Origin of the sequence: Gloeotrichia echinulata CP02 (assembly GCA_038087035.1) — a bacterium.
In the GTDB taxonomy this organism is placed as follows: Bacteria; Cyanobacteriota; Cyanobacteriia; order Cyanobacteriales; family Nostocaceae; genus Gloeotrichia; species Gloeotrichia echinulata.
In genome coordinates, this window is record CP051187.1 from 4,142,353 (window position 1) to 4,165,105 (window position 22,753).

21 protein-coding genes and 1 pseudogene are annotated in these 22,753 nt (G+C 44.4%); 15 read left to right on the top strand and 7 right to left on the bottom strand.

Annotated elements, in window-relative coordinates; all coding sequences use genetic code 11:
• Positions 1-45: 45 nt before the first annotated feature.
• The gene (locus HEQ19_18275) at positions 46-936 is read right to left on the bottom strand and encodes a phosphatidate cytidylyltransferase (GenBank protein WYM01149.1); all 891 of its coding nucleotides are present in this window, start codon (positions 934-936) and stop codon (positions 46-48) included.
• A gap of 173 nt (positions 937-1,109) precedes the next feature.
• Positions 1,110-1,712 (bottom strand): precorrin-6Y C5,15-methyltransferase subunit CbiT, encoded by a 603-nt coding sequence (cbiT, locus tag HEQ19_18280; GenBank protein ID WYM01150.1) that lies wholly within the window; start codon positions 1,710-1,712, stop codon positions 1,110-1,112.
• 96 nt (positions 1,713-1,808) lie between these two features.
• On the opposite strand from cbiT, the pseudogene HEQ19_18285 reads away from it, so the two are divergent.
• Positions 1,809-2,822 (top strand): annotated as a pseudogene (locus HEQ19_18285) (serine/threonine-protein kinase).
• 524 nt (positions 2,823-3,346) lie between these two features.
• Positions 3,347-3,517 (top strand): twin-arginine translocase TatA/TatE family subunit, encoded by a 171-nt coding sequence (gene tatA / locus HEQ19_18290; protein ID WYM03491.1) that lies wholly within the window; start codon positions 3,347-3,349, stop codon positions 3,515-3,517.
• An 88-nt stretch (positions 3,518-3,605) separates the two neighbouring features.
• On the opposite strand, the gene cphA is transcribed toward tatA, so the two are convergent.
• Together cphA and HEQ19_18300 are read right to left on the bottom strand one after the other, a co-directional pair.
• Positions 3,606-6,305 (bottom strand): cyanophycin synthetase, encoded by a 2,700-nt coding sequence (gene cphA / locus HEQ19_18295; GenBank protein ID WYM03492.1) that lies wholly within the window; start codon positions 6,303-6,305, stop codon positions 3,606-3,608.
• Positions 6,306-6,479: 174 nt separating this feature from the next.
• Positions 6,480-7,343, bottom strand: coding sequence for a cyanophycinase (locus HEQ19_18300; protein WYM01151.1), 864 nt, complete (start codon positions 7,341-7,343; stop codon positions 6,480-6,482).
• Between the two features lie 522 nt (positions 7,344-7,865).
• Here HEQ19_18300 and trmD point away from each other — a divergent pair.
• From trmD to argH, 9 genes are all read left to right on the top strand, one after another.
• Entirely contained in the window at positions 7,866-8,588 is a 723-nt protein-coding gene (trmD, locus tag HEQ19_18305) for a tRNA (guanosine(37)-N1)-methyltransferase TrmD (protein ID WYM01152.1), read from the top strand.
• Complete coding sequence (gene ispF, locus HEQ19_18310) at positions 8,578-9,075, top strand: 2-C-methyl-D-erythritol 2,4-cyclodiphosphate synthase (protein WYM01153.1); 498 nt, start codon at positions 8,578-8,580, stop codon at positions 9,073-9,075. The genes trmD and ispF overlap by 11 nt, the downstream gene beginning before the upstream one ends.
• Before the next feature lie 94 nt (positions 9,076-9,169).
• Positions 9,170-9,349 carry a hypothetical protein gene (locus HEQ19_18315; GenBank protein ID WYM01154.1) on the top strand — a complete coding sequence of 60 codons (180 nt, stop codon included), beginning with the start codon at positions 9,170-9,172 and terminating at the stop codon, positions 9,347-9,349.
• Positions 9,328-9,654: a hypothetical protein gene (locus tag HEQ19_18320; protein WYM01155.1), complete on the top strand. Its 327-nt coding sequence runs from the start codon at positions 9,328-9,330 to the stop codon at positions 9,652-9,654. Before HEQ19_18315 ends, HEQ19_18320 begins: the two co-directional genes overlap by 22 nt.
• A gap of 24 nt (positions 9,655-9,678) precedes the next feature.
• Positions 9,679-11,463, top strand: a complete 1,785-nt coding sequence (locus HEQ19_18325; protein WYM01156.1) for an ABC transporter substrate-binding protein — start codon at positions 9,679-9,681, stop codon at positions 11,461-11,463.
• Entirely contained in the window at positions 11,441-11,689 is a 249-nt protein-coding gene (locus HEQ19_18330) for a hypothetical protein (GenBank protein ID WYM01157.1), read from the top strand. Before HEQ19_18325 ends, HEQ19_18330 begins: the two co-directional genes overlap by 23 nt.
• Before the next feature lie 136 nt (positions 11,690-11,825).
• Positions 11,826-12,614, top strand: a complete 789-nt coding sequence (gene larB, locus HEQ19_18335) for a nickel pincer cofactor biosynthesis protein LarB (GenBank protein ID WYM03493.1) — start codon at positions 11,826-11,828, stop codon at positions 12,612-12,614.
• 116 nt (positions 12,615-12,730) lie between these two features.
• Positions 12,731-12,937, top strand: coding sequence for a hypothetical protein (locus HEQ19_18340; GenBank protein ID WYM01158.1), 207 nt, complete (start codon positions 12,731-12,733; stop codon positions 12,935-12,937).
• Positions 12,938-13,521: 584 nt separating this feature from the next.
• Positions 13,522-14,913 carry an argininosuccinate lyase gene (argH, locus tag HEQ19_18345; protein WYM01159.1) on the top strand — a complete coding sequence of 464 codons (1,392 nt, stop codon included), beginning with the start codon at positions 13,522-13,524 and terminating at the stop codon, positions 14,911-14,913.
• Positions 14,914-15,093: 180 nt separating this feature from the next.
• Here the strand turns inward: argH and HEQ19_18350 are convergent, their stop codons facing one another.
• A complete protein-coding gene (locus HEQ19_18350; GenBank protein WYL98122.1) occupies positions 15,094-15,300 on the bottom strand; it encodes a hypothetical protein in 207 nt (68 codons plus the stop codon).
• A 547-nt stretch (positions 15,301-15,847) separates the two neighbouring features.
• Between HEQ19_18350 and HEQ19_18355 the strand changes: the two genes are divergently transcribed.
• Together HEQ19_18355 and HEQ19_18360 are read left to right on the top strand one after the other, a co-directional pair.
• Positions 15,848-16,342: an NUDIX hydrolase gene (locus HEQ19_18355; GenBank protein ID WYM01160.1), complete on the top strand. Its 495-nt coding sequence runs from the start codon at positions 15,848-15,850 to the stop codon at positions 16,340-16,342.
• Between the two features lie 241 nt (positions 16,343-16,583).
• Positions 16,584-17,393 carry an alpha/beta hydrolase gene (locus HEQ19_18360; GenBank protein WYM01161.1) on the top strand — a complete coding sequence of 270 codons (810 nt, stop codon included), beginning with the start codon at positions 16,584-16,586 and terminating at the stop codon, positions 17,391-17,393.
• A gap of 108 nt (positions 17,394-17,501) precedes the next feature.
• Here the strand turns inward: HEQ19_18360 and HEQ19_31175 are convergent, their stop codons facing one another.
• Together HEQ19_31175 and HEQ19_18365 are read right to left on the bottom strand one after the other, a co-directional pair.
• Positions 17,502-17,624, bottom strand: a complete 123-nt coding sequence (locus tag HEQ19_31175; protein WZI66955.1) for a hypothetical protein — start codon at positions 17,622-17,624, stop codon at positions 17,502-17,504.
• 61 nt (positions 17,625-17,685) lie between these two features.
• Positions 17,686-18,726 carry a pantothenate kinase gene (locus tag HEQ19_18365; protein ID WYM03494.2) on the bottom strand — a complete coding sequence of 347 codons (1,041 nt, stop codon included), beginning with the start codon at positions 18,724-18,726 and terminating at the stop codon, positions 17,686-17,688.
• Between the two features lie 110 nt (positions 18,727-18,836).
• Here HEQ19_18365 and HEQ19_18375 point away from each other — a divergent pair, with 110 nt between their 5' ends.
• Positions 18,837-20,561: a diflavin flavoprotein gene (locus HEQ19_18375; GenBank protein ID WYM01162.1), complete on the top strand. Its 1,725-nt coding sequence runs from the start codon at positions 18,837-18,839 to the stop codon at positions 20,559-20,561.
• 187 nt (positions 20,562-20,748) lie between these two features.
• Complete coding sequence (locus tag HEQ19_18380; protein ID WYM01163.1) at positions 20,749-22,455, top strand: diflavin flavoprotein; 1,707 nt, start codon at positions 20,749-20,751, stop codon at positions 22,453-22,455.
• Positions 22,456-22,753: the final 298 nt, after the last annotated feature.

Sequence of the window (22,753 nt, forward strand, 5' to 3'; positions counted from 1 at the left end):
ACGAAAAATCAAGTTCCGAAGCTTTTTGAGGGTAGCCCGATTAATTCATCTATCTGTTATGAGGGGTAACAAGAGTGTGACGAAATAGTAAACCAGGGGAGCGGTAAAAATATAACTATCAGTACGGTCTAATATTCCACCATGACCAGGAATCAACTGTCCTGAATCCTTTACTCCAGCATCACGCTTGAGCATTGACTCGGTGAGATCGCCTAAAAGACTGGCAATACCAATGACCAAGCCCAAGGCTAGACCCGTGAAGGGGAATTGTGGAAAATGAAGATAATAGGCTCCTGTTAGGGCGACAAATATGCTCGCCAGGACACCAAAGACAGCACCTTCAACAGTTTTTTTCGGGCTGATGTCAGACAGACGAGTTTTGCCGAAGAATTTGCCAACAATGTAAGCACCGATATCAGATGCCCAAATACAAAGAAAAGTCAACACCGTCGCCGTCAAGCCTTGTGGTAGAGAGGAGAAATTTCGTTGATCTAGAATATCTGTCCAGACTGTAGGCCAGTAACCACCGAAAGGTAGATTACTGGTGAGTGCGCTACCAAGCGATCGCAAGCGCACCCAATAACTTGACAAGTAACCTACATAAAATAGCCCCATAATCGAAGCCGAAATATCTGCTATCGTCGCCATTTTCGGCTGAAACAACAGATAAAAACAAATACAAGTTCCAGCGATGGGCATCACAGCATCTGCTAAATTGCCATCAAGCGTACAAATAATCAGTAAGACAAGACTTGCAAATATGGTGGTTTTGGCAGCGGGAACTATGCCTCTGGCTCGCACCAAATTAAAATATTCCTGTTGCCCCAAAAAGACAACAATTGCGATCGCCACTGTAAAATACCAACCCCCCAAAAGGGTAGCAAACAAAGCCAGAGCGATCGCCACAATTCCACTAATAATCCGAGACCAAGGCATAGAAGTATTAAGTATTGGGTATTGGGTATTGGGTCTTAGGTATTGGGGATTTGGAAACTTCTCCCCTAGTTTTTAGCTTCTAGTCCCCAGCGATGCACTGAGCGGTCGTTGTGTCCCCAGCGATGCACTGAGCGGTCGTTGTGTCCCTAATACCCAATCTAAAATCTATTGGATTAGTCTAGTTTCTCACCACTGAGGATAAAAATGGGATCGACGGCGGTAAAGGTTTGAGAAAAACCGCGCACTTCCAAGCGATTGACCGCAGATTGGACTACTTCGATATTTATAGCTCTTAATTGGGCAAAGCTCTGGGAAATAGCATACAGACTTTCTAGATTAGCAGCTGTGGCGACTACTCTACCTGTTGGTGGCAAATAACCCCATACTGCTTGCAAGATTTCCTGGATGGGGCGTCCTCCCTCAAAACAAACGCGGTGAGGCGCTATTTTAATCTCATGTAAACAATCTGGGGCGCTACCTTCAATTATTTCAACATTGTTCACCTCAAAGCGATCGCAGTTACGCCGGATCAGGTTGGCTACTTCTTCATCTCGTTCCACAGCAATAATCTGTCCTGCTGGACACATCAATCCTGCTTCTACAGGAATTGTACCTGTCCCGGCGCCAATGTCCCACAACACTGAATCGGCTTTAAGTCGCAGTTGGGCGATCAGCAATAGCCGGACTTCTCGCTGACTAAAGGGAATTCCTGGTAAATGCTCGAATAATTCATCAGGAATACCAGGGGTAATGTAAGGCCAAAGTTGGGAGGGCATAAAGTCACATAACTATACTAAAGATATCAGCTTGTTTAAGGGGAACAAGCTATAAAGTATAAAAAATTCCTCAAGGTAGCATTATAAGTAATGATGATGAGTCAGGAAATATTCGCGAACCGCTACGAAGTTCAGCAGCAGTTAGGAAAAAAGGCTGGACGACGGACATTGTTAGCTAGAGATTTGCAAACCGAAGAATTAGTCATCATCAAGTTACTCAATTTTGGCAGTGATTTTGAATGGGATTCACTCAAGTTATTTGAACGGGAAGCCGAAACTTTAAAATCTTTATCACATCCTTTTATTCCTCGTTATTTAGATTATTTTGAAGTAAATTCACCTAATACTAAAGGATTTGCGCTCATACAGACTTATATCCCCGCCCAAACTTTAGAGCAATACTTACAAGCTGGGCGGACTTTTACAGAAGCGGAAGTTAAACAGATAGCTTCATCGCTGTTAGAAATTCTCACCTACTTACATGGGCTACATCCCCCTGTAATTCATCGTGATATTAAGCCTAGCAATATTCTCTTGGGAAATCGCTCTGGCCATAGTGTCGGTCAAGTCTACTTGGTAGATTTTGGTTCGGTGCAGACTATTTTGGCTACAGAAGGCACAACTCGGACTGTAGTAGGAACCTATGGCTATATGCCACCAGAGCAATTTGGTGGTCGTACAGTTCCTGCTTCTGACCTTTATAGTTTAGGCGCAACCTTGATTTATTTGGTTACGGGTACTCACCCAGCAGACTTACCCCAAAAGGATTTACGCATTCAGTTTGAGCCAGGCGCTAACATCAGTAAGAGCTTGAGCAATTGGTTGGTGCGAATGACTGAACCGAGTTTAGAGAAGCGTTTTAGTTCTGTGGATCAAGCAATCACAGCTTTAGATCAGCCGCACTTACCAACTACCACGGCTTTAACGACTAGCAAACCGTTTGGGAGCAAAATTCAACTAACCAAAGACTGGGATTGTTTAGAAATTTTCATTCCCCCAGTTGGCTTTGAGCCGTCAATGGTGTTGATGGGTTTGTTTGCGATCGCCTGGAATTCTTTTATCTTATTCTGGACAATTGGCGCTCTTTCTGCTCCTTTTCCCGTCAATCTGGTTCTTGCGTACTTAACGTGCTAAATTTTTAATTACAGTCGATAACTTTGTTTTAAAATCAAGGCTTACAGGCGCTTATAGCCAAAATTTTAATCATCAGACCTAAAAGGCAGTAAATAATGGCTGTCATCTTATCCCAGCAAGGAGTTCAAGCTTATTTTTCAACATATTTAGCACGCTAAGTACGCCAGAACCGGATTTGAGTTTTTAAGGGATTACCAAGAAATAAATTATTCCATCTTGTGGGGTGGACATCTTGTCCAGCCAAGGCTACGGTAAGTCCTATGAGTTCAGTTAAGAAAATTGTCGTAGGGGCACGGCACGAATAAAATTGTCATTAGAAGAAAAAATTTTGGATGTTCCCGTAAGTGTATATCATTCGAGCCTAACATCCCTGTATTGAGCAATATTCTACTTTTATCGTGTATAAACTGATTCAATGTTTGTTACAGATTAGCCCGCAAAGGCAGCAAAGCCTAAGCAATTCATTATAGTTAATGAAGAATGATTTAGAGGCACCTGATATGTTTGGACTGGGATGGCCAGAAATTGCTATTATTGCTATAGTCGCTATTGTAATTTTCGGTCCGAAAAGAATTCCCGAAGTGGGCAATGCACTAGGCAAAACCCTACGCGGTTTTAAAGAGGAACTGAAAAAGCCCAGCGACGAAATTAATCAGGAACAAGAAAAATAATAGACAAGGGTCAAGGGTCAAGGGTCAAAAACTCTCCTATCTTGGACTCTTGACCTTGGACTGTTGACCTTGGACCCTTGACTTTTGACTAAAGCAGTGTATTGATGACAGAGGATGTAATCCCATTTTGGGAATCGACCACAGTCGGGGTAGGATTTTGCGGCTGGATATCCTCTTTGACGCCACGCATTTTAATTAACTTAATGGCGCGGCTGACGCTTTCTGGCAAAATTACTACCAGACCGTTAGCAGGAGCCATGTCTAGGCCTTTGTTAATTGCTTGGGTTTCATCGAGAATTGATTCAAATTTGGCATTTGGCTTAACTTGGCTAATGCCTTTAGTAATTAATTCAGCGGCGGAACCTCTGGGGCGTCCTCTGGTATCATCGTCTTCTTTGACGATAATGTAGTCAAAAATTTCTGCTGCTAGTTTGCCTAATGTGATAAAATCTTCGTCACGGCGATCACCAGGTCCGCCAACTACGCCGATCCGCGTCCCTGTAGTCCAGTTGCGGACAAAAGAACCCAAAGCTTCGTAACTAGCTGGGTTGTGGGCATAGTCTACTAAGGCGTGGTAGCTGCCTAAATTAAATAAATTCATCCGTCCCGGTGTTTGACTCACCGAAGCGCGGAAGGTCTTTAAGCCTGAACGAATTTGCTCAATGGTGACGTTTTGCACAAAAGCGGCTAAACTGGCTGCTAAGGCGTTGGCAATCATAAATGGTGCCCGTCCGCCCATTGTCAACGGTATTTGTTCGGCTTTTTCGATCCTGTGGGTCCAATCGCCTTTGACAATTGATAGATAGCCATTTTCGTATACTGCGGCTACTCCTCCCTTTTGGATGTGGCTTCGCACCAATTCCGAGTCGGGATTCATTGTAAAATAAGCAATATTCGCTTTGGTTTTTTCTGCCATTGCGGCGACTCGGCGATCATCGGCGTTGAGGACTGCATACCCATCGGGGGATACAGCTTCGGCGACTACACTCTTGAGGTTAGCTAGCTGGTCGATAGTATCTATATCACCTATTCCCAAGTGGTCTGCAGCAACATTTAATACTACACCAACATTTGTGTATTCAAAGCCTAATCCAGAGCGGAGAATGCCTCCACGAGCCGTTTCTAATACGGCTACTTCTACAGTTGGGTCTTGCAGAATCACATGGGCACTTTGTGGTCCAGTATTATCTCCCGCTTCTACTAAGTAATCACCGATATATGTACCATCAGTAGTCGTATAGCCTACTACTTTACCAGTCTGTTTATAAATATGTGCTAACAGTCGGGTAGTGGTGGTTTTGCCATTGGTGCCCGTGACGCTGAGGATGGGAATGCGGCTAGATTGTTCGTTAGGGAACAACATATCCATAACTGCGCCGGCGACATTGCGGGGGATACCTTGGCTGGGGGCGACGTGCATCCGGAAGCCTGGAGCAGCGTTGACTTCGACGATTACACCGTCTACTTCGCGCAGGGGGCGGCTAATGTCGGTAGTGACGATATCCATACCGGCGATGTCCAAACCAATAATCTTGACTACCCGTTGTGCCAACCACAGGTTTTCTGGGTGGATTTCGTCGGTGCGGTCTACGGCAATACCGCCTGTACTCAAATTAGCTGTTGCCCGCAGGTAACAAATTGTGCCTTTAGGTGGCACGCTGTTGAGGGTGTAGCCTTGCCGTTCTAGTAGTTGGTAACTGGTGCGGTCGAGTTCAATTTTAGTGAGGACGTTATCATGTCCGTCGCCGCGATTGGGGTCTTGGTTTGTTTCCTCAATCAATTCGGAAATGCTGGATCTACCATTGCCAATAACGTGAGCGGGAACACGTTCAGCTACGGCGACTACTTTACCATCTACTACCAATACTCTATGGTCGCGCCCAACGTAATAACGTTCAACAATGATTGCGCGGGAAACTTGTCTGGCTGCTTCGTAGGCTGCTTCAGCTTCTTCCCACGTTCTGATATCGATAGTGATACCACGTCCGTGATTACCGTCTAAGGGCTTGATGACGATGGGATAACCGCCAACGTACTGAATAGCTTCTTCCAAATCGTCCAAGAAGTTGATCACAGTACCTCTAGGTACTGGTACTCCAGCGGCGGCGAGGATGCGTTTGGTGGCTTCTTTGTCGCAAGCTAGTTCTACGCCGAGAATGCCGGTTTTGTCGGTCATTGTGGCTTGCATCCGCTTCTGGTGGACGCCGTAACCGAGCTGAATTAAAAAGCGTGCCCCTAGTTGCATCCAGGGAATGCCTCTTTTTTCTGCTTCTTTGATCAAAGCTTCTGTAGAAGGTCCCAAAGAAGAATCACGCCAAAAGTCTTTCAGGTCTTGAATATCTTGCTCTAGTTCTGCCTTGGGATAACGACCGCGATCAACAATGCTTTGGCACAAACGCACCGCTGCTCTACCAGCGTAGCGTCCCGCTTCCTCATTTAGGTACTCCATCACCACCTGGTAAATACCGGGTGTGGCAGTTTCACGGGTACGACCAAAGCCTACGTGCATACCAGCTAATTCCTGGAGTTCTAAAGCTACGTGTTCCACGATATGGCCAATCATGGTACCTTCACGGACGCGCATCAAAAAACCACCACGACAGCCAGGCGAACAATAGTGACCCTCCAGACTTGGCAGCGCCTCTACTAATCCTTCATAAAAGCCAGGGATTTCATTTGAGGGCCTCTGGGCAAGGGTTTCTAAATCGAGGCGCATGACGATCAACTTGTGGCGTCGAATGCTCCAGTAGTTTGGGCCGCGTAAGGTCTGGATCTTGAGGATTCTCATGGGAATAGGTAGATGGAGATTCGGAACCAAAATTCTAGTTTCTTACTGGAATTGATCGCTAAACTGTTTATGGTGAACAGTTTTTTCTTTTTACATAGTATTCTGCTGATTTTTCTACCGCAGGAAGTAATAAATCAGCGATCAACTCAGTGTAACCTCAGATACTCTATTCCGTCAGCTGGAGATGCGGTGTACAGCGGGCAGTACAGTCCGCTGGTACAGGTGGAAGCGATCGCCATAGCTGAGGATATGTAGGCGTAAATTATGGACTGTTAGGGGTTCATCCGCACCTACGTGGGGTTCATTGGTGTGTGTAAGCTCAGTAGGATCAACAATCGTGACACTACCTTTACCCATAACTTGTAGCCAACCATCGCGTTCAAACACAGCACATGTATCTTCATCAATCCCAATACCTAGGCGATCGGGATGGGCACAGATTGCACTAATTAATCGCCCCATGCGATTACGATTGTGAAAATGTTGGTCTACAATCACTTCGGGAATAAACCCCAAACCCGTTGCCATGTCTACTAGGGAACGATTAGGGGTTTCACCACTACCACCACCAGCAATCATATGATGCCCCATGACTGCCGCTCCGGCGCTGGTGCCGGCTAAGGTAAGTTGCCCAGCCCGCACCCGCTGTCGAATAATTTCCATTGCTGGGGTGTCTGCCAACACGCCACAGAGGCGCAGTTGGTCTCCTCCTGTCAAGAATACCCCACTACAGGCTTCTAAGGATGCTTTGATTTGGGGATTTTCGCACTGTTCCCGTTCGCGGATGTCTAAAATTTCAACCTTTTCAGCACCCATTTCTTCAAAAATGCGAATATAGCGACTACCGATGATGGCGGGTTCGCGGGAGGCTGATGGAATAATTGTAATATAGGCCTTACTAGCACCAGCACGACCAAAAAAAGTTCTGAGGATATCGCGTCCATGAACTTTATCTTCTGCGCCTCCGATAACCAGAACGGCGGTTTTAGTTGCTTGGGGTGTCCTCATTTCCAGCGATTTAGCTTTTAATTCCGGCATTATTGTGTTTCTCCTGTCAACAACTTCAGGTGAATGTAACAAGGTTCAGCAGCCTAACTATTTTGGGGCTTCGGTTCTTTGGGAGGACACTGGTTGACCCACACGAGGCCTCAGTTCTCATGTGTCCGTTGTCCTCAAAGTTAAGTCCTTGTTTTTCACCTGTCCACTTTTCCCAGACTGGAAAAACAGTGCTTGGGGGGGCTAGGCTTACCATTATTTGGGATAGGGGGCGATGCTGCGCCCAACAGTGGGGGGAGCAGGTCTTGACACGCTTGGTTCTGAGGCTGGCTCGATGCATCCTGGAAGTTGTTAACTTGGTCAGATTATTAAATTAAATGTAGTTGTCACAATATTTAAACATAAATTAACTAATTAGAAAAACTTTTGATCCCACGACGCACCAAGACGAATGGTAAGTTTAGATACTGTTGATCAAGTTTTACCCTAGTTTTAGCTCCTATTGGCTGGTTGTGTTGCTTAGACATTCAACTTTAAGATTAGTGTTCTCGAATACGAATAACTGTGCGCTTTGATATAGTTACGCTTTTTCCTGACTGTTTTACCTCCATTCTGAGTTCTGGACTCCTGGGTAAAGCCTTAGCCAAACAGATTGCCCAAGTACATCTGGTTAATCCACGGGATTTTACCACTGACAAGCACCGAAAGGTAGATGATGAACCCTATGGCGGTGGGGTGGGGATGCTGATGAAGCCAGAACCCATCTTTAGCGCTGTGGAGTCGCTGCCGATTTTACCGCAAAGAGAGGTGATTTTGATGAGTCCCCAGGGAGAAACGATCAATCAGCCCCTGTTGCGGGAATTAGCCACGAATTATGATCAATTGGTCTTGATTTGTGGACATTACGAAGGGGTAGATGAGCGGGTACTCAATTTAGTCACTCGTGAAGTGTCCCTGGGTGATTTTATTCTGACTGGGGGAGAAATCCCCGCAATGGCTTTACTCAATGGCGTAGTCAGACTATTACCTGGAACCGTCGCCAAAACTGAGTCTCTGACAGCAGAAAGTTTTGAGGAAGGGTTATTGGATTTTCCCCAGTACACCCGTCCTGCTAACTTTCGCGGCTGGAAAGTCCCCGATGTCTTGCTGTCTGGGAATCACGCCGCTATAGCTAAATGGCGCTACGAACAACAAATTAAAAGAACAGGCGATCGCCGTCCCGATCTCCTGGAAAAATGGAGACAGGATAAGGCGTCAGCAGAGGGAGAAACGACAAATGACCAATGACAAAATGAATATTCGTATTGGTAACGGCTACGACATCCACCGACTGGTGAGCGATCGCGATTTGATTTTAGGCGGAGTTAAAATTGCCCATGAACTGGGTTTGTTGGGACATAGTGACGCTGATGTTTTGACCCACGCGATTATGGACGCCATGTTGGGCGCACTATCCTTGGGGGATATTGGTCATTATTTTCCTCCTAGTGACCCCCAATGGGCAGGATCTGATAGTTTGGTGTTATTAACACAAGTACATCAACTAATTCGCGATCGCGGTTGGCAAATTGGCAATATTGATTCTGTAGTAGTAGCAGAACGTCCCAAATTGAAACCCCATATTCTAAAAATGCGCGACAAGCTCGCTACTGTTTTACAATTACAACCTGATCAAATTGGCATTAAAGCTACCACCAACGAAAAATTAGGCCCCGTGGGACGGGAAGAAGGTATATGTGCTTATGCTGTTGTCTTGTTGGTAGCGGCTGATTAACTTTTCTTGGCTGTATCAATGAAGATATTGAATAACCGTTAGGATGGAAATCAATCGGTAAGAGGAGATAACCCACAAAATAGGGAGAGATTTGATGTTAGCTAAAAACTTAGAAAATCTAGATAGTCCAGATTTCGTAGCCTTAAACAAAGACGGTCAAGTTATTCTGATAGCTGAAATTAGAGGTTTTCCATTTAAATTAGAAGAACCAAAAGCTAAAACTCATATACATCTTCATCTTTACGGTTATCAATGCCAAGCATTTGTTTTGTAGAATCTTTAACTACCAGAGAACAAGCAGCAAAATATAATCTAGATTTTCTCCGCCAACTAGATATACAAATTAATGACGCCGAGCGAGATTATTCCGTTCAAGCGCGATTACTGGTTGCTCAATTAGAGCAACTTAGAACTAGTTATCTTCAGAGAGATAACAAAATTCAAGAATGTTTTGATTTAGCCTTCAATCAGCTTCTCAATCAAGCCGAAATAATTACATTAATTTTACAAGATGCTAATATCCAATATTTCAAAAAAACTCAAAACTTTATTGGCTGGCTAAAATCTCAATCTCATTAACGTCACTAATCGTCTATTTAAATTATGAAAATTCCTAGGATATTGTCGGCAATTAAAAGTATTCGCTTACCAATAATTATAACTTTGGTAATATCACTAACACTAGTCGCCTGCAACCCAGCCAGCTTCACCAAAGCCGAGGCTCAAGTACCCCAATTAGTTACTAGCATCCTCAGCGATCCTAAAACATTTAACTTTGCTCTCAGTTCCGAATCTCCTAATATTTTTGGTTTGACATCCGAAGGATTAATAAATGAAAACTACGAAACGGGCAAAGTTGAGCCAGCCTTAGCAGAATCTTGGCAAATTTCTGATGATAAATTAAAGATTGTTTTTACCATACGGGACAATTTAAAATGGTCTGATGGACAACCACTGACAGTAGATGATGTGGTGTTTACCTACAATGATATTTACCTCAACGAAGCGATTCCCACAGACGCCAGAGATGGAATGCGAATTGGTGAAAGTCGGAAATTACCAACTGTGAAAAAAATCGATAATCGCCGCGTTGAATTTACTGTCCCAGAACCCTTTGCTCCCTTTCTACGTAGCGCTACTGGCTACCCAATTTTACCAGCCCATGCGCTGCGAGAATCTGTCACCACAAAAGACAAAGAGGGGAAGCCAAAATTTTTGAGCAAATGGGGCGTTGATACTCCACCAGATCAACTAATTGTTAATGGTCCTTATCAGCTAGAGCGTTATGATACCAGTCAACGGGTAGTTTTTCGACGCAACCCCTACTACTGGCGCAAAGATGCTAATAAGAAAGCCCAGCCTTATATTGAAAAAATAGTTTGGCAAATTGTGGAATCAACAGATACATCCTTGCTGCAATTCCGTTCTGCTGGGTTAGATACTGTGGGGGTGTCACCAGACTATTTTTCTTTGCTGAAGACGCAAGAAAAGCAAGGTAATTTCAAAATTTACAATGGTGGCCCTGGTTCTGGTACAAGTTTTTTAATCTTTAATTTGAATAAAGGTAAAAGAGAAGGTAAGCCACTAATAAATCCAATCAAATCACGTTGGTTTAATACTGTAGAATTTCGTCAAGCAGTCGCCTATGCGATTGACCGACAAACGATGATAAATAACACATTTCGTGGCTTGGGTCAACCGCAGGATTCGCCGATTTCTGTACAAAGCCCCTATTATTTTTCAGCCAAGGAAGGACTAAAAGTCTACAATTATAATCCAGCCAAAGCGAAGGAACTGCTACTCAAAGCAGGGTTTAAGTACGATCAAAAAAATCAGCTAATAGATGCTGAAGGAAACCATGTTCGCTTTACTTTGCTGACAAATGCTGGGAATAAGATTCGGGAAGCAATGGGGTCACAAATTAAACGAGATTTGAGCCAAATTGGTATTCAAGTAGATTTCACCCCACTCGCTTGGAATACATATACAGATAAACTTTCTAACACGTTAGATTGGGAAGCTTCTTTGCTGGGTTTGACTGGCGGGTTAGAACCAAATGATGGAGCTAATGTCTGGTCTCCTGAAGGGGGATTACATATGTTTAATCAAAAACCCCAAGCGGGAGAAAAGCAGCTTGAGGGGAGAGAAGTTGCTCCTTGGGAAGCAGAAATTGGTAAACTTTACATTCAAGGCGCAAGGGAATTAGACGAAGCTAAACGAAAAGCAATTTATGCTGAAACTCAAAAATTGGCTCAAGAATATTTACCATTTATTCACCTAGTTAACGCCTATTCCCTGTCAGCTGTACGTAATCGCTTTGAAGGGATTAAATTCTCTGCCCTTGGTGGTGCATTTTGGAACATTTATGAAATTAAAATCACTAAATAGGGGACTGGGGACACTTCGACAAGCTCAGTGCATCGCTGGGGACACTTCGACAAGCTCAGTGCATCGCTGGGGACACTTCGACAAGCTCAGTGCATCGCTGGGGACACTTCGACAAGCTCAGTGCATCGCTGGGGACACTTCGACAAGCTCAGTGCATCGCTGGGGACACTTCGACAAGCTCAGTGCATCGCTGGGGACTGGGGGTGTAGCGACAAATGACAAATGACAAATAAGAAATGACAAATGACAAACGACAAATGACAAATGACAAATGACAAATGACAAACGACAAATGACAAACGACAAACGACAAATGACAAACGACAAATGACAAATGACAAATGACAACGCCCAAAATTGCTGTGACTCAACCCCAAGCTTTGCGATCGCTCCTCGAAGCGGTGGCTAATGGTAAAGTAACCCCAGATGTAGCATTAGACTCACTCAAAGACTTAGCCTATGAGTCAGTAGGTGAGTTTGCCAAAATTGACCACCATCGTACCCTGCGAACAGGGTTCCCAGAGGTAATTTGGGGACCGGGGAAAACTCCCACTCAAATTGCTCAAATTATGGAGGTAATGCGCCACCGCAACCCGGTAGTAATGGCGACGCGCATTGAACCCGCTGTTTATGCTGCATTACAACCCAAGGTGAGAGGTTTACGCTATTACGAATTGGCGCGAATTTGTGCCATTATCCCCCCTGAGATAGAACCACAGTTTGGGGGTGAAATTGGTATTCTTTCTGCTGGTACTGCTGATTTACCCGTCGCCGAAGAAGCTGCAGTCACGGCTGAACTCGCTGGTTTGCGGGTACAGCGCCTCTGGGATGTCGGCGTCGCGGGGATTCACCGCCTATTAAGTAACCGTCATTTGATCGAATCAGCATCAGTTTTGATTGTTGTAGCGGGAATGGAAGGCGCATTACCCAGCGTTGTTGCTGGTTTGGCGGATTGTCCGGTGATTGCTGTTCCTACTAGTATCGGTTATGGCGCCAGTTTTGGCGGATTAGCACCTTTATTGACAATGCTCAACTCATGTGCTGCAGGAGTCGGGGTAGTAAATATTGATAACGGTTTTGGTGCTGCGGTCTTAGCAGGACAAATTTTGCGGACAGCCGAGAAATTGCGGTTGCCATCACCTACATTATGAGGTTATAAAAACAGAGAAGTAATCTGTATACTTCAGTATATTCTCTGCGGTCAGAGAAAAAAAACTAATTTCTGACATCGGCACAAAAGCAGCAAATTCCCCCTCGACTATCAATTATGAACTACTTAAGTGATACGATATCTCAGCTGCTTTGGCATTTGCCTGTTGATGCATCTTTCCTTGCTCAACAAATCAAAGATCCAGACGTTCTCGGTCAGATCCAACACTTTTGGAACCAGTTTCTACAGACAGGTCAGGCCTGGGCACTGTTGATTGGTTTGGTCATTGGTTATATGATCCGAAATCTGACAACCTACGGTTAAATTTCAAAGTTAGGAGTTAGGAGTTAGGAGTAATGAGTAATGAGTAATGAGTAATGAGTAATGAGTAATGAGTAATGAGTAATGAGTAATGAGTAATGAGTAATGAGTAATGAGTTAGGAGTTAGGAGTTAGGAGTAATGAGTAATGAGTTAGGAGTTAGGAGTAATGAGTAATGAGTAAAAAATTCGTTTTTTTAGGACTTATTATGGTAGGATTTATCACCAAAATTCAAAATATCTGCCAATACTGGAAAATATGCATGACTTTCTAATATTGTCTGATGGCCAACGCCAGGAGTCTTGTAGGCTTTATTTACAGCAATTTTCAGTTAAATGAATTTCACAGGCTTTTAGGCAAAGTTTACTAAAGTAAACTAAAACTCCAAACTCCTAACTCCAAACTCCTAACTCCAAACTCCTAACTCCAAACTCATTACTCCAAACTCATTACTCCAAACTCCAAACTCCAAACTCCTAACTCCAAACTCCAAACTCCAAACTCATTACTCATTACTCATTACTCATTACTCATTACTCCTAACTCCTAACTCCTAACTCATTACTCATTACTCTCCCCTCATATCTATGACCGAAAAACAAACTTGGAGCCAGCGGTTTGAATCAGCATTGCATCCAGCGATCGCTCGTTTTAATGCCAGTATAGGTTTTGACATTGAATTAATAGAATATGACCTCACTGGTTCCCAAGCTCATGCGAAAATGTTGGCTCATACTGGCATTATTTCACCAGCAGAAGGAGAGCAACTAGTAGCAGGTTTAGAACAAATTCGTCAAGAATATCGTCAAGGCAAATTTCAGCCGGGGATTGATGCTGAAGATGTACATTTTGCTGTGGAAAGGCGATTGACGGAAATTGTTGGGGCTGTAGGTAAGAAACTACATACGGCGCGATCGCGTAATGATCAAGTTGGTACTGATACCCGTCTCTACCTTCGTGACCAAATTGAACAAATCCGCTGCAAATTGCGGGAATTTCAAACTGTTTTACTAGATATCGCTGAAAATAACGTTGAAACGCTGATTCCTGGCTATACCCATCTACAACGCGCTCAACCTTTAAGTTTAGCCCACCACCTCCTGGCATATTTTCAGATGGCGCAACGGGACTGGGAACGCCTGGGAGATGTGTATCGCCGGGTAAATATCTCCCCTTTGGGCTGCGGCGCCTTGGCGGGAACGACTTTCCCGATAGACCGCCATTACACAGCCGAACTATTGCATTTTGACAGCGTTTATGCTAATAGCCTCGACGGAGTGAGCGATCGCGACTTTGCGATTGAATTTCTCTGTGCTGCCAGTCTGATTATGGTTCACCTGAGCCGACTTTCGGAAGAAGTAATTCTTTGGTCATCGGAAGAATTTCGTTTTATCACCCTCAAAGATAGCTGTGCCACTGGTTCCAGTATTATGCCCCAAAAGAAAAACCCCGATGTACCAGAATTGGTCAGGGGAAAAACAGGGCGGGTATTTGGTCATCTCCAAGCGATGTTGGTGATTATGAAGGGGCTACCCCTGGCATATAACAAAGACCTGCAAGAAGACAAAGAAGCTTTATTTGACAGCGTTAACACGGTCAAAGCCTCTCTAGAAGCAATGACAATTTTACTGCGAGAAGGTTTAGAATTTCGCAGTCAACGCCTAAACACAGCCGTCACAGAAGATTTTTCCAATGCTACCGATGTAGCAGATTATTTATCAGCCAGAGGTGTACCTTTCCGAGAAGCTTACAATCTCGTGGGTAAAGTCGTGAAAACGAGTATTGCTGCCGGTAAACTCCTCAAGGATTTAACATTGGAAGAGTGGCAACAACTACATCCAGCCTTTGCTGCCGATATTTATGAAGCGATATCCCCCCGTACAGTTGTCGCCGCCCGTAACAGCTACGGTGGTACTGGCTTTGTACAGGTGAATAAAGCACTCCTTGTCGCCCGGACTGCACTGGGGACTGGGGAGTAGGGACTGGGGAGTAGGGACTGGGGAGTAGGGACTGGGGACTAGGGACTGGGGACTAGGGACTGGGGAGGACTTGAGCCTTCCCCTTTCCTCTGTCCGATTCCAACTAAACAAGGCGTACAGATGTACACCCTAACTTCTTATCTCAAAAACTTCTCAAGATCTGATATTGTGACAGGCAACTTATTCAGCATCAACTGCTGCTGCGCCTTCATCATCCTCACTCTTAGGTGGTCTTTGTTGGAATCTTCGCTGCATTCTTCCTGTAGTAGTCCGTTTACGAAACTTTCGGGCATATGCCTGGTTCCGTAGCGCCTTTTCTTTTTTTGGATTGCGGCGCTTGGCCATGTTCACCTCATTAATAAACAACAAAAAACGGCAACTAGGCATGACTTAGGCAATATCAGCTACCGATGTTATTGATATAGTTTTAGCCTAGATGAACTACCCAGACCTACTTCACTTCGTGACGCTACGCGAACGTTGCGGTCTGGGTTTCTGCGACCAGACCAGTAGGATGGATTTTTGACGCTTCATCTGTCCCGGTTACTTCATGAACAGCTTACTTACGCTTACTAGTGGATGAAGTAGCGCGAGCAACATCAGCGTCTACGAGGCTAGTTCTTAACCCCGGCAGAGTACTTTTATGCTTTGAACAGCATATCATTATAGCGCATTTAATTTATTGATGTCAAGAAAAATCACTTATAAGTAGTCAATACGAAGTACAAGTTGACAACGCTAATTCCAATATATAGTGTATAATATTACACCCCACATTATTTAATCTAATGGTAAAATTAATATATTCTGCGGGAACGTTAGAATAAAAATCCAAACCACAAACATTTTAGTATAAAACACAGCTCGACATTTTATTGGTTGGGTTTATGTTAAGTGGTAGGGAATCATCAAATACAACCCACACATTTGAAGATTGAAAGTTCTTGGTTTGTTTACGGCTTCTTTTGAGTCCACACGTAGCTTCTGGCGTTTTGGACAAACTGTATTGGGTATGATCTTCCGTCATCCCATTACTGGCACTAGCATAATTCCGATTTTACCCGATGGTGAGATTGTGCTGATTCGGCGGCGCGACAATGGTTGTTGGGCTTTGCCAGGAGGTATGGTGGACTGGGGAGAGGATATTCCGAATACAGTCCGTCGGGAATTGTTGGAAGAAACTGGACTGGAGTTAGTGAAAATTCGACGTTTAGTCGGAGTTTATTCTGCACCAGACCGCGATCCCAGAATCCACTCGATTTGTATTGTTGTGGAAGCGGAAGTGCAAGGGACAATGGAAGTTCAGGATACTTTAGAAGTTGCTGAAATTCAGGCTTTTCCTGTTAACGCCCTTCCTCAAGGATCGATGTCTCATGACCACTCTCAACAGTTGCAAGACTATTTAAATGGTTTGACCACACTGGCGTAACAATATTTTGTCATTTGTCATTGGTCATTTGTCCTTTGTCCTTTGTCATTTGTCCTTTGTCATTGGTCATTGGTCATTTGTCCTTTGTTTAGCAGTTATCATCTACACGCATTAAGTAAGTCGGCGCAAAAAAACAGAACTATATTACGAAATGTAAATAGGACTGAAATACCTACCAATGACAAATGACCAATGACCAATGACTATGATTAATATACTAAAATATTACTCTTAAATTCACATGGATACACTATTTTATAACTCCCGCAGAAAGCTTTCTCAAGGGCTAATATTCTGGCGTGAAGCTGGTAAAGGAATTCCTATTATTTTATTACATGGTGCTTGGAATGATAGCAGTCAATGGGTATCAGTAATTGAATCGCTATCGCACAATTTCCATTGCTTTGCACCAGATTTATTAGGATTTGGTGAGTCGGAAAATCCTAATATCCACTACTCAATTGATTTACAAGTTGAGTGTTTAGCTGAGTTTCTGCAAGCCTTGAAGTTAGAAAGAGTCTATTTAGTAGGACATTCTTTAGGAGGCTGGATTGCTGCTAGCTATGCTTTGAAATATCCAGAACAAGTTGAGGGTTTAGTATTATTGTCTCCTGAAGGCGTAGAAATAGAAGGACAAGAAAAGCATTGGCAAAAAATGCAGCGATTAGTAACGCAATCACGGTTTATTACTAAATTGGTGAAACTGTTGCTACCCTTGGCTAAAATCCTGGGATTGCATGAAAAAATTGAACAAGACTTTCGACTACGCCAGGTACTTTTAGAATACCCCACAGCTTGTCAGTTACTCTTCCAAAGGAAAAAGCCGGAAATCGCCGCAGAATTCCTCCAAAATCGATTGTTTTTAATGATAGCTCCAGTTTTAATTTTGCAAGGTGGTCAAGACACACCAGAAACTTTAGCTAAAAGTCGGACTTACGCTCAATTAATTCCCAAGGCTGAATTAAAAATTATCGCCCATGCTGCAAATGATTCACTAGAATCTTCCCCTGGGCTTGTGGCTACTGATATTCAGGATTTTATTACAGAGTAATGAGTAATGAGTAATGAGTAATGAGTCATGAGTAATGAGTAATGAGTCATGAGTAATGAGTAATGAGTAATGAGTAATGAGTCATGATAATGAATGAGGAGTTGGGAGTCATGAGTAATGAATGAGGAGTTGGGAGTAATGAGTAATGAGTAATGAGTAATGAGTAATGAGTAATGAGTAATGAATGAGGAGTTGGGAGTTGGGAGTTAGGAGTTGGGAGTTAAAATTCATAATTCCTCACTCCTCACTGCTAACTCGTCACTCCTCACTGCTAACTCCTCACTCCTAACTCCTAACTCCTAACTATTTCCCGCATTCCCCAAAAAATTAAATTGGGTTCCACAATTAAACGGGTGGCAATTTCAGGGTACAAAGTTTGGAGATAGTTTAATAATAAAGTGCGATCGCCTCCTTTAATCGCAATATTCCCACTAGGAAATAAGTCCCACCAAGCTACAATAAAATCTTTGATTCCAGCTATTACGGTGTAAATCACGCCACTTTGAATTGCTTCTGCGGTGTTCAGCGCAAAGCGTGGTGGTAAAGAGGCGAAATTTCCTATCTCTAACACTGGTAATTGTCCGGTGTTTTGACCGAGTGTCGCCAATTGCAAACCTAATCCTGGTAAAATTGCGCCCCCTACTAAACATTGGTTAGCATCCGCACCAGTAAAAGTCATTGCTGTTCCAGCATCAATCACCAGCATGGGAAAACCCCAAGTCTTTCCAGCACCCCACAAAGCTAAGGCGCGGTCAATTCCCAGAGTCGGATAAACGCTCTGGAGGGGTATTTGATCTAAGTTAATAACGCGCACATGAGGATAATTTTGCCAAAGTGCTGTTTGACTCGGAACCACTGAGGCGAGGAAGATGGGGATAGGGGAATGTGAAGTTTCGTGTTCCGAACCTGAAGTTTCGAGTTCCGAACCTGAAGTTTCGAGTTCCGAACCTGAAGTTTCGAGTTCCGAACCTGAAGTTTCGAGTTCCGAACCTGAAGTTTCGTGTTCCGAACCTGAAGTTTCGTGTTCAGAACCTGAAGTTTCGTGTTCCGAACCTGAAGTTTCGAGTTCCGAACCTGAAGTTTCGAGTTCCGAAGCCAAAACTTGTCCCCCAGTGACAAACTTCCCCACTCCCCCACTACTCTTGTGCGGTAGAAAATCATCGAGTGTGTGAGATTGAGACAATTGTTGTATGACCGACTCAGATAGATGGTCTGTATCCCAAGTACAGTCAAGGGTTGTATCAATAAACAACGCCCAATGTAACCGAGAATTACCAATTTCTAAGGCTAGCCAGATATTCTGTTGGCGTCGTTGGTCGTTGTGCGGTTTCACACTTTTGATTTTTTTAACTAACCCATAGGTTTTTTAATAAAATTTAACAAAGAAGCCGTGTCAAAATAAAACCAGAAGCATAAATACAAATTTTGTCTAGGAGGGGAGTTATGGTAGCGCTCACCGAAAGAATTGAAAAAAGGCTCACCATTCAGACTGTAGATATTGCTGAAGACACAACAGCAATTCGTTCATTGGACTGGGATCGCGATCGCTTTGATATTGAGTTCGGTCTGCAAAACGGTACAACCTACAACTCATTTCTGATACGCGGTGAGCAGACTGCTTTGGTGGATACATCTCACGAAAAGTTTCGTCAGCTGTATTTTGATACACTCACCGGACTAATCAATCCACAAGATATTGATTATCTGATTATCAGCCACACTGAGCCAGACCATAGCGGCTTAGTTAAAGATATGTTGCAACTGGTGCCAGATATTACTGTTGTCGGTTCTAAGGTGGCGATTCAATTTCTGGAGGATTTGGTACATCAGCCATTTAAACGGCGGATTGTGAAAAATGGGGACAAATTAGATTTGGGTAATGGTCACGAGTTTGAATTCGTGATCGCACCTAATTTACACTGGCCTGACACCATTTTCAGCTTCGACCACAAAACCCAAACTCTCTACACCTGCGATGCTTTCGGCTTACATTATTGCTCAGATAGCATCTTTGATGACGATTTAGCGGCTATCGAAGAAGACTTTCATTATTATTATGACTGCCTCATGGGACCGAATGCGCGGTCTGTGCTGTCAGCCCTCAAACGTATGGGGGAACTGAAAAAAATTGCCATGATTGCCACCGGTCACGGTCCGTTATTGTACCATAACGTGGAAGAATTAACCGGGCGTTATCGGACTTGGAGCCAAAGTCAAACCAAAGCGGAAACGGCTGTAGGGATATTTTATGTTTTCGAGTATGGGTATAGCGATCGCCTAGCCCAAGCGATCGCCAACGGTATCGCCAAAACTGGTGTAGCTGTAGAAATAGTAGACTTAGACGCCGCCATTGATTTACAAGAATTGCGGGAATTAGTCGGGCGTTGTGCCGGTTTGGTCGTGGGAATGCCTCCAAGCTCTAGTAATTCTACCGCTCAAGCTGCCCTCAGCACCGTTTTAGGGTCTGCAAACGAGAAACAATCTATTGGGATCTTTGAAACAGGGGGTGGTGATGACGAACCCACATATCCCCTATTAAACAAATTCCGCGCCTTGGGGTTACACGTAGCCTTCCCCGTAATTGAGGTCAGAGATACACCCACAGAAAACATCTATAAAGGGTGTGAAGAAGCGGGAACCGACTTAGGACAGTGGGTAACACGCGATCGCAGCATCAAAGCCATGAAATCTTTGGGTGCTGACTTAGACAAAGCATTAGGCAGAATCAGCGGTGGATTATACATCATTACTGCCAAAAAAGGCGATGTTCAAAGTGCGATGTTAGCCTCTTGGGTAAGTCAAGCGAGCTTCAAACCCCTAGGATTTTCCATAGCAGTAGCCAAAGACCGGGCGATAGAATCCTTAATGCAAGTAGGCGATCGCTTCGTGTTAAATGTTTTAGAAGAAGGCAATTATCAAAAACTGATGAAGCACTTCTTAAAACGCTTCGCCCCAGGTGCAGACCGCTTTGAAGGAGTGAGAACCCAAGCAGCCCAAAACGGCACCCCCATCCTCACCGACGCCCTAGCATACATGGAATGCGAAGTCATCAGCCGCATGGATTGTGGCGATCACTGGGCAGTATACAGCACCGTCTACGCCGGACGAGTCTCTAATCCAGATTCCCTGACAGCAGTTCACCACCGCAAAGTGGGGAATCACTATTAATCAGGGACTGGGGACACTTCGACAAGCTCAGTGCATCGCTGGGGACTGGGGATTGGGGACTGGTGATTAGGGACTGGGGACTGGGAATTAGGGAAAATCAGTAACTCCTCACTCCTAACTCCTCACTCCTAACTCCAAACTCCAAACTCCTAACTCCTAACTCCTCACTCCAAACTCCTCAAAATCTATGACAACAAATAAACCCCGCGACGTTCAAATATTGCCTATTGGTACAGATTCTACAATACTGCGATCGCGCAGTTGGGCAAGGCTAAGATTTGAAATTGAATACGCCCTGGCTAAGGGAACAACTGCAAATTCTTATTTGATTCAAGCAGATAAAATTGCCCTGATTGACCCACCAGGGGAAACTTTTACGGAAATTTATTTGGCTGCTTTACAGCGACGAATTGATATCACAGCTATTGATTATGTAATAGTTGGTCATGTGAATCCCAACCGCGCCGCTACGTTAAAAGCGCTATTGGAACTAGCGCCACAAATTACTTTTATTTGTTCTAATCCTGGGGCGATAAATTTACGCGGGGCGTTAGAAAACCCCGATTTATCTATTATCATTATGCGGGGAGAAGAAACTCTCGATTTAGGTAAAGGTCATCATTTGCAATTTATTCCTACCCCAAATCCCCGCTATCCAGATGAACTTTGTACCTACGACCCGCAAACAGAAATTCTCTATACAGATAAATTTTTTGGCGCCCATATTTGTGGCGATCAAGTATTTGATGAAGGTTGGGAAAGTATCAACGAAGATCGGCGATATTATTTCGATTGTTTGATGGCGCCCCACGCCCGTCAAGTCGAAACCGCCTTAGATAAATTGATTGATTTACCGGTGCGGATGTACGCTACTGGTCATGGTCCGATAGTGCGCTATGGCTTAATTGAACTAACCAAAGCCTATCGCGAATGGAGCCAACAGCAAACATCTGCTGACTTGACAGTAGCGCTAATTTATGCATCAGCCTATGGAAATACAGCCACCTTAGCCCAGGCGATCGCCCGTGGTATTACCAAAGCTGGCGTTGCGGTAGAATCAATTAACTGCGAATTTGCCGACCCCGAAGAAATCCGGGCGGCTATAGAAAACTCTGCAGGCTTTGTCATGGGTTCCCCGACCCTAGGCGGTCATGCACCCACACCTGTACAAACAGCTTTAGGTATAGTTCTTTCCACCGCTACTAACAATAAACTCGCCGGCGTCTTTGGTTCCTTTGGCTGGAGTGGTGAAGCCGTTGATTTAATTGAAAGCAGACTCAAAGATGCAGGTTACAGATTTGGGTTTGACACCATCCGCGTCAAATTCAAACCCAACGATGTCACCCTCCAACTGTGTGAAGAAGCCGGCACCGATTTTGCCCAAGCCTTGAAAAAAGCCAAAAAAATCCGCGCCCCAAAACAACCAGCCACCAACCTCGAACAAGCCGTAGGGCGAATTGTCGGTTCTCTTTGCGTGGTGACAGCCAAACAAGGCGAGGTATCCAGTGGAATGCTCGCATCTTGGGTAACACAAGCCAGCTTTAGTCCCCCCGGCTTAACAATAGCCGTCGCCAAAGAGCGGGCAATGGAACCCCTATCCCACACAGGAAACCAATTTGTAATTAATATTTTAGCAGAAGGAAAAGAATTGCGGAAGCACTTCATGAAAACCTTCACCCCCGGACAAGACAGATTTGCTGGACTAGCCACCGAAGAAGCCAGCAACGGCTGTAAGATTCTCACTGGCGCCCTAGCATATCTAGAATGTTCCGTACAAAGCCGTATGGAAGTCGGCGATCACTGGCTAGTTTACGCGACTGTCAACGATGGTAAGGTTCTCAATCAAGATGCTGTAACTGCAGTTCATCATCGTCAGTCCGCCAATTATTATTAAACCATTTTATCGCCTATCTGACAACCATTGCCCGTAGGGGCGCAAGGCCTTGCGCCCCGAAATATCATCAAACGACGCCAAAAAACCTGATTTTCCCGTGCGATGAGGCGTTAAACCTACCATTCGCCAGTGATATCCGATTCGGCGTAGGGGCGCAAGGCCTTGCGCCCCGAAATATAATCAAACGACGCCAAAAAACCTGATTTTCCCGTGCGATGAGGCGTTAAACCTACCATTCGCCAGTGATATCCGATTATATGTAGGGGCGCAAGGCCTTGCGCCCGCGCCCCGAAATATC

Excerpts from the sequence above, each read along its gene's own strand:
- HEQ19_18275 (WYM01149.1), bottom strand. The coding sequence starts at position 936 with ATGCCTTGGTCTCGGATTATTAGTGGAATTGTGGCGATCGCTCTGGCT.
- cbiT (WYM01150.1), bottom strand. The coding sequence starts at position 1,712 with ATGCCCTCCCAACTTTGGCCTTACATTACCCCTGGTATTCCTGATGAA.
- tatA (WYM03491.1), top strand. The coding sequence starts at position 3,347 with ATGTTTGGACTGGGATGGCCAGAAATTGCTATTATTGCTATAGTCGCT.
- cphA (WYM03492.1), bottom strand. The coding sequence starts at position 6,305 with ATGAGAATCCTCAAGATCCAGACCTTACGCGGCCCAAACTACTGGAGC.
- HEQ19_18300 (WYM01151.1), bottom strand. The coding sequence starts at position 7,343 with ATGCCGGAATTAAAAGCTAAATCGCTGGAAATGAGGACACCCCAAGCA.
- ispF (WYM01153.1), top strand. The coding sequence starts at position 8,578 with ATGACCAATGACAAAATGAATATTCGTATTGGTAACGGCTACGACATC.
- HEQ19_18315 (WYM01154.1), top strand. The coding sequence starts at position 9,170 with ATGTTAGCTAAAAACTTAGAAAATCTAGATAGTCCAGATTTCGTAGCC.
- HEQ19_18320 (WYM01155.1), top strand. The coding sequence starts at position 9,328 with ATGCCAAGCATTTGTTTTGTAGAATCTTTAACTACCAGAGAACAAGCA.
- HEQ19_18325 (WYM01156.1), top strand. The coding sequence starts at position 9,679 with ATGAAAATTCCTAGGATATTGTCGGCAATTAAAAGTATTCGCTTACCA.
- HEQ19_18330 (WYM01157.1), top strand. The coding sequence starts at position 11,441 with ATGAAATTAAAATCACTAAATAGGGGACTGGGGACACTTCGACAAGCT.
- HEQ19_18340 (WYM01158.1), top strand. The coding sequence starts at position 12,731 with ATGAACTACTTAAGTGATACGATATCTCAGCTGCTTTGGCATTTGCCT.
- argH (WYM01159.1), top strand. The coding sequence starts at position 13,522 with ATGACCGAAAAACAAACTTGGAGCCAGCGGTTTGAATCAGCATTGCAT.
- HEQ19_18350 (WYL98122.1), bottom strand. The coding sequence starts at position 15,300 with ATGCCTAGTTGCCGTTTTTTGTTGTTTATTAATGAGGTGAACATGGCC.
- HEQ19_18360 (WYM01161.1), top strand. The coding sequence starts at position 16,584 with ATGGATACACTATTTTATAACTCCCGCAGAAAGCTTTCTCAAGGGCTA.
- HEQ19_31175 (WZI66955.1), bottom strand. The coding sequence starts at position 17,624 with ATGAATTTTAACTCCCAACTCCTAACTCCCAACTCCCAACTCCTCATT.
- HEQ19_18375 (WYM01162.1), top strand. The coding sequence starts at position 18,837 with ATGGTAGCGCTCACCGAAAGAATTGAAAAAAGGCTCACCATTCAGACT.
- HEQ19_18380 (WYM01163.1), top strand. The coding sequence starts at position 20,749 with ATGACAACAAATAAACCCCGCGACGTTCAAATATTGCCTATTGGTACA.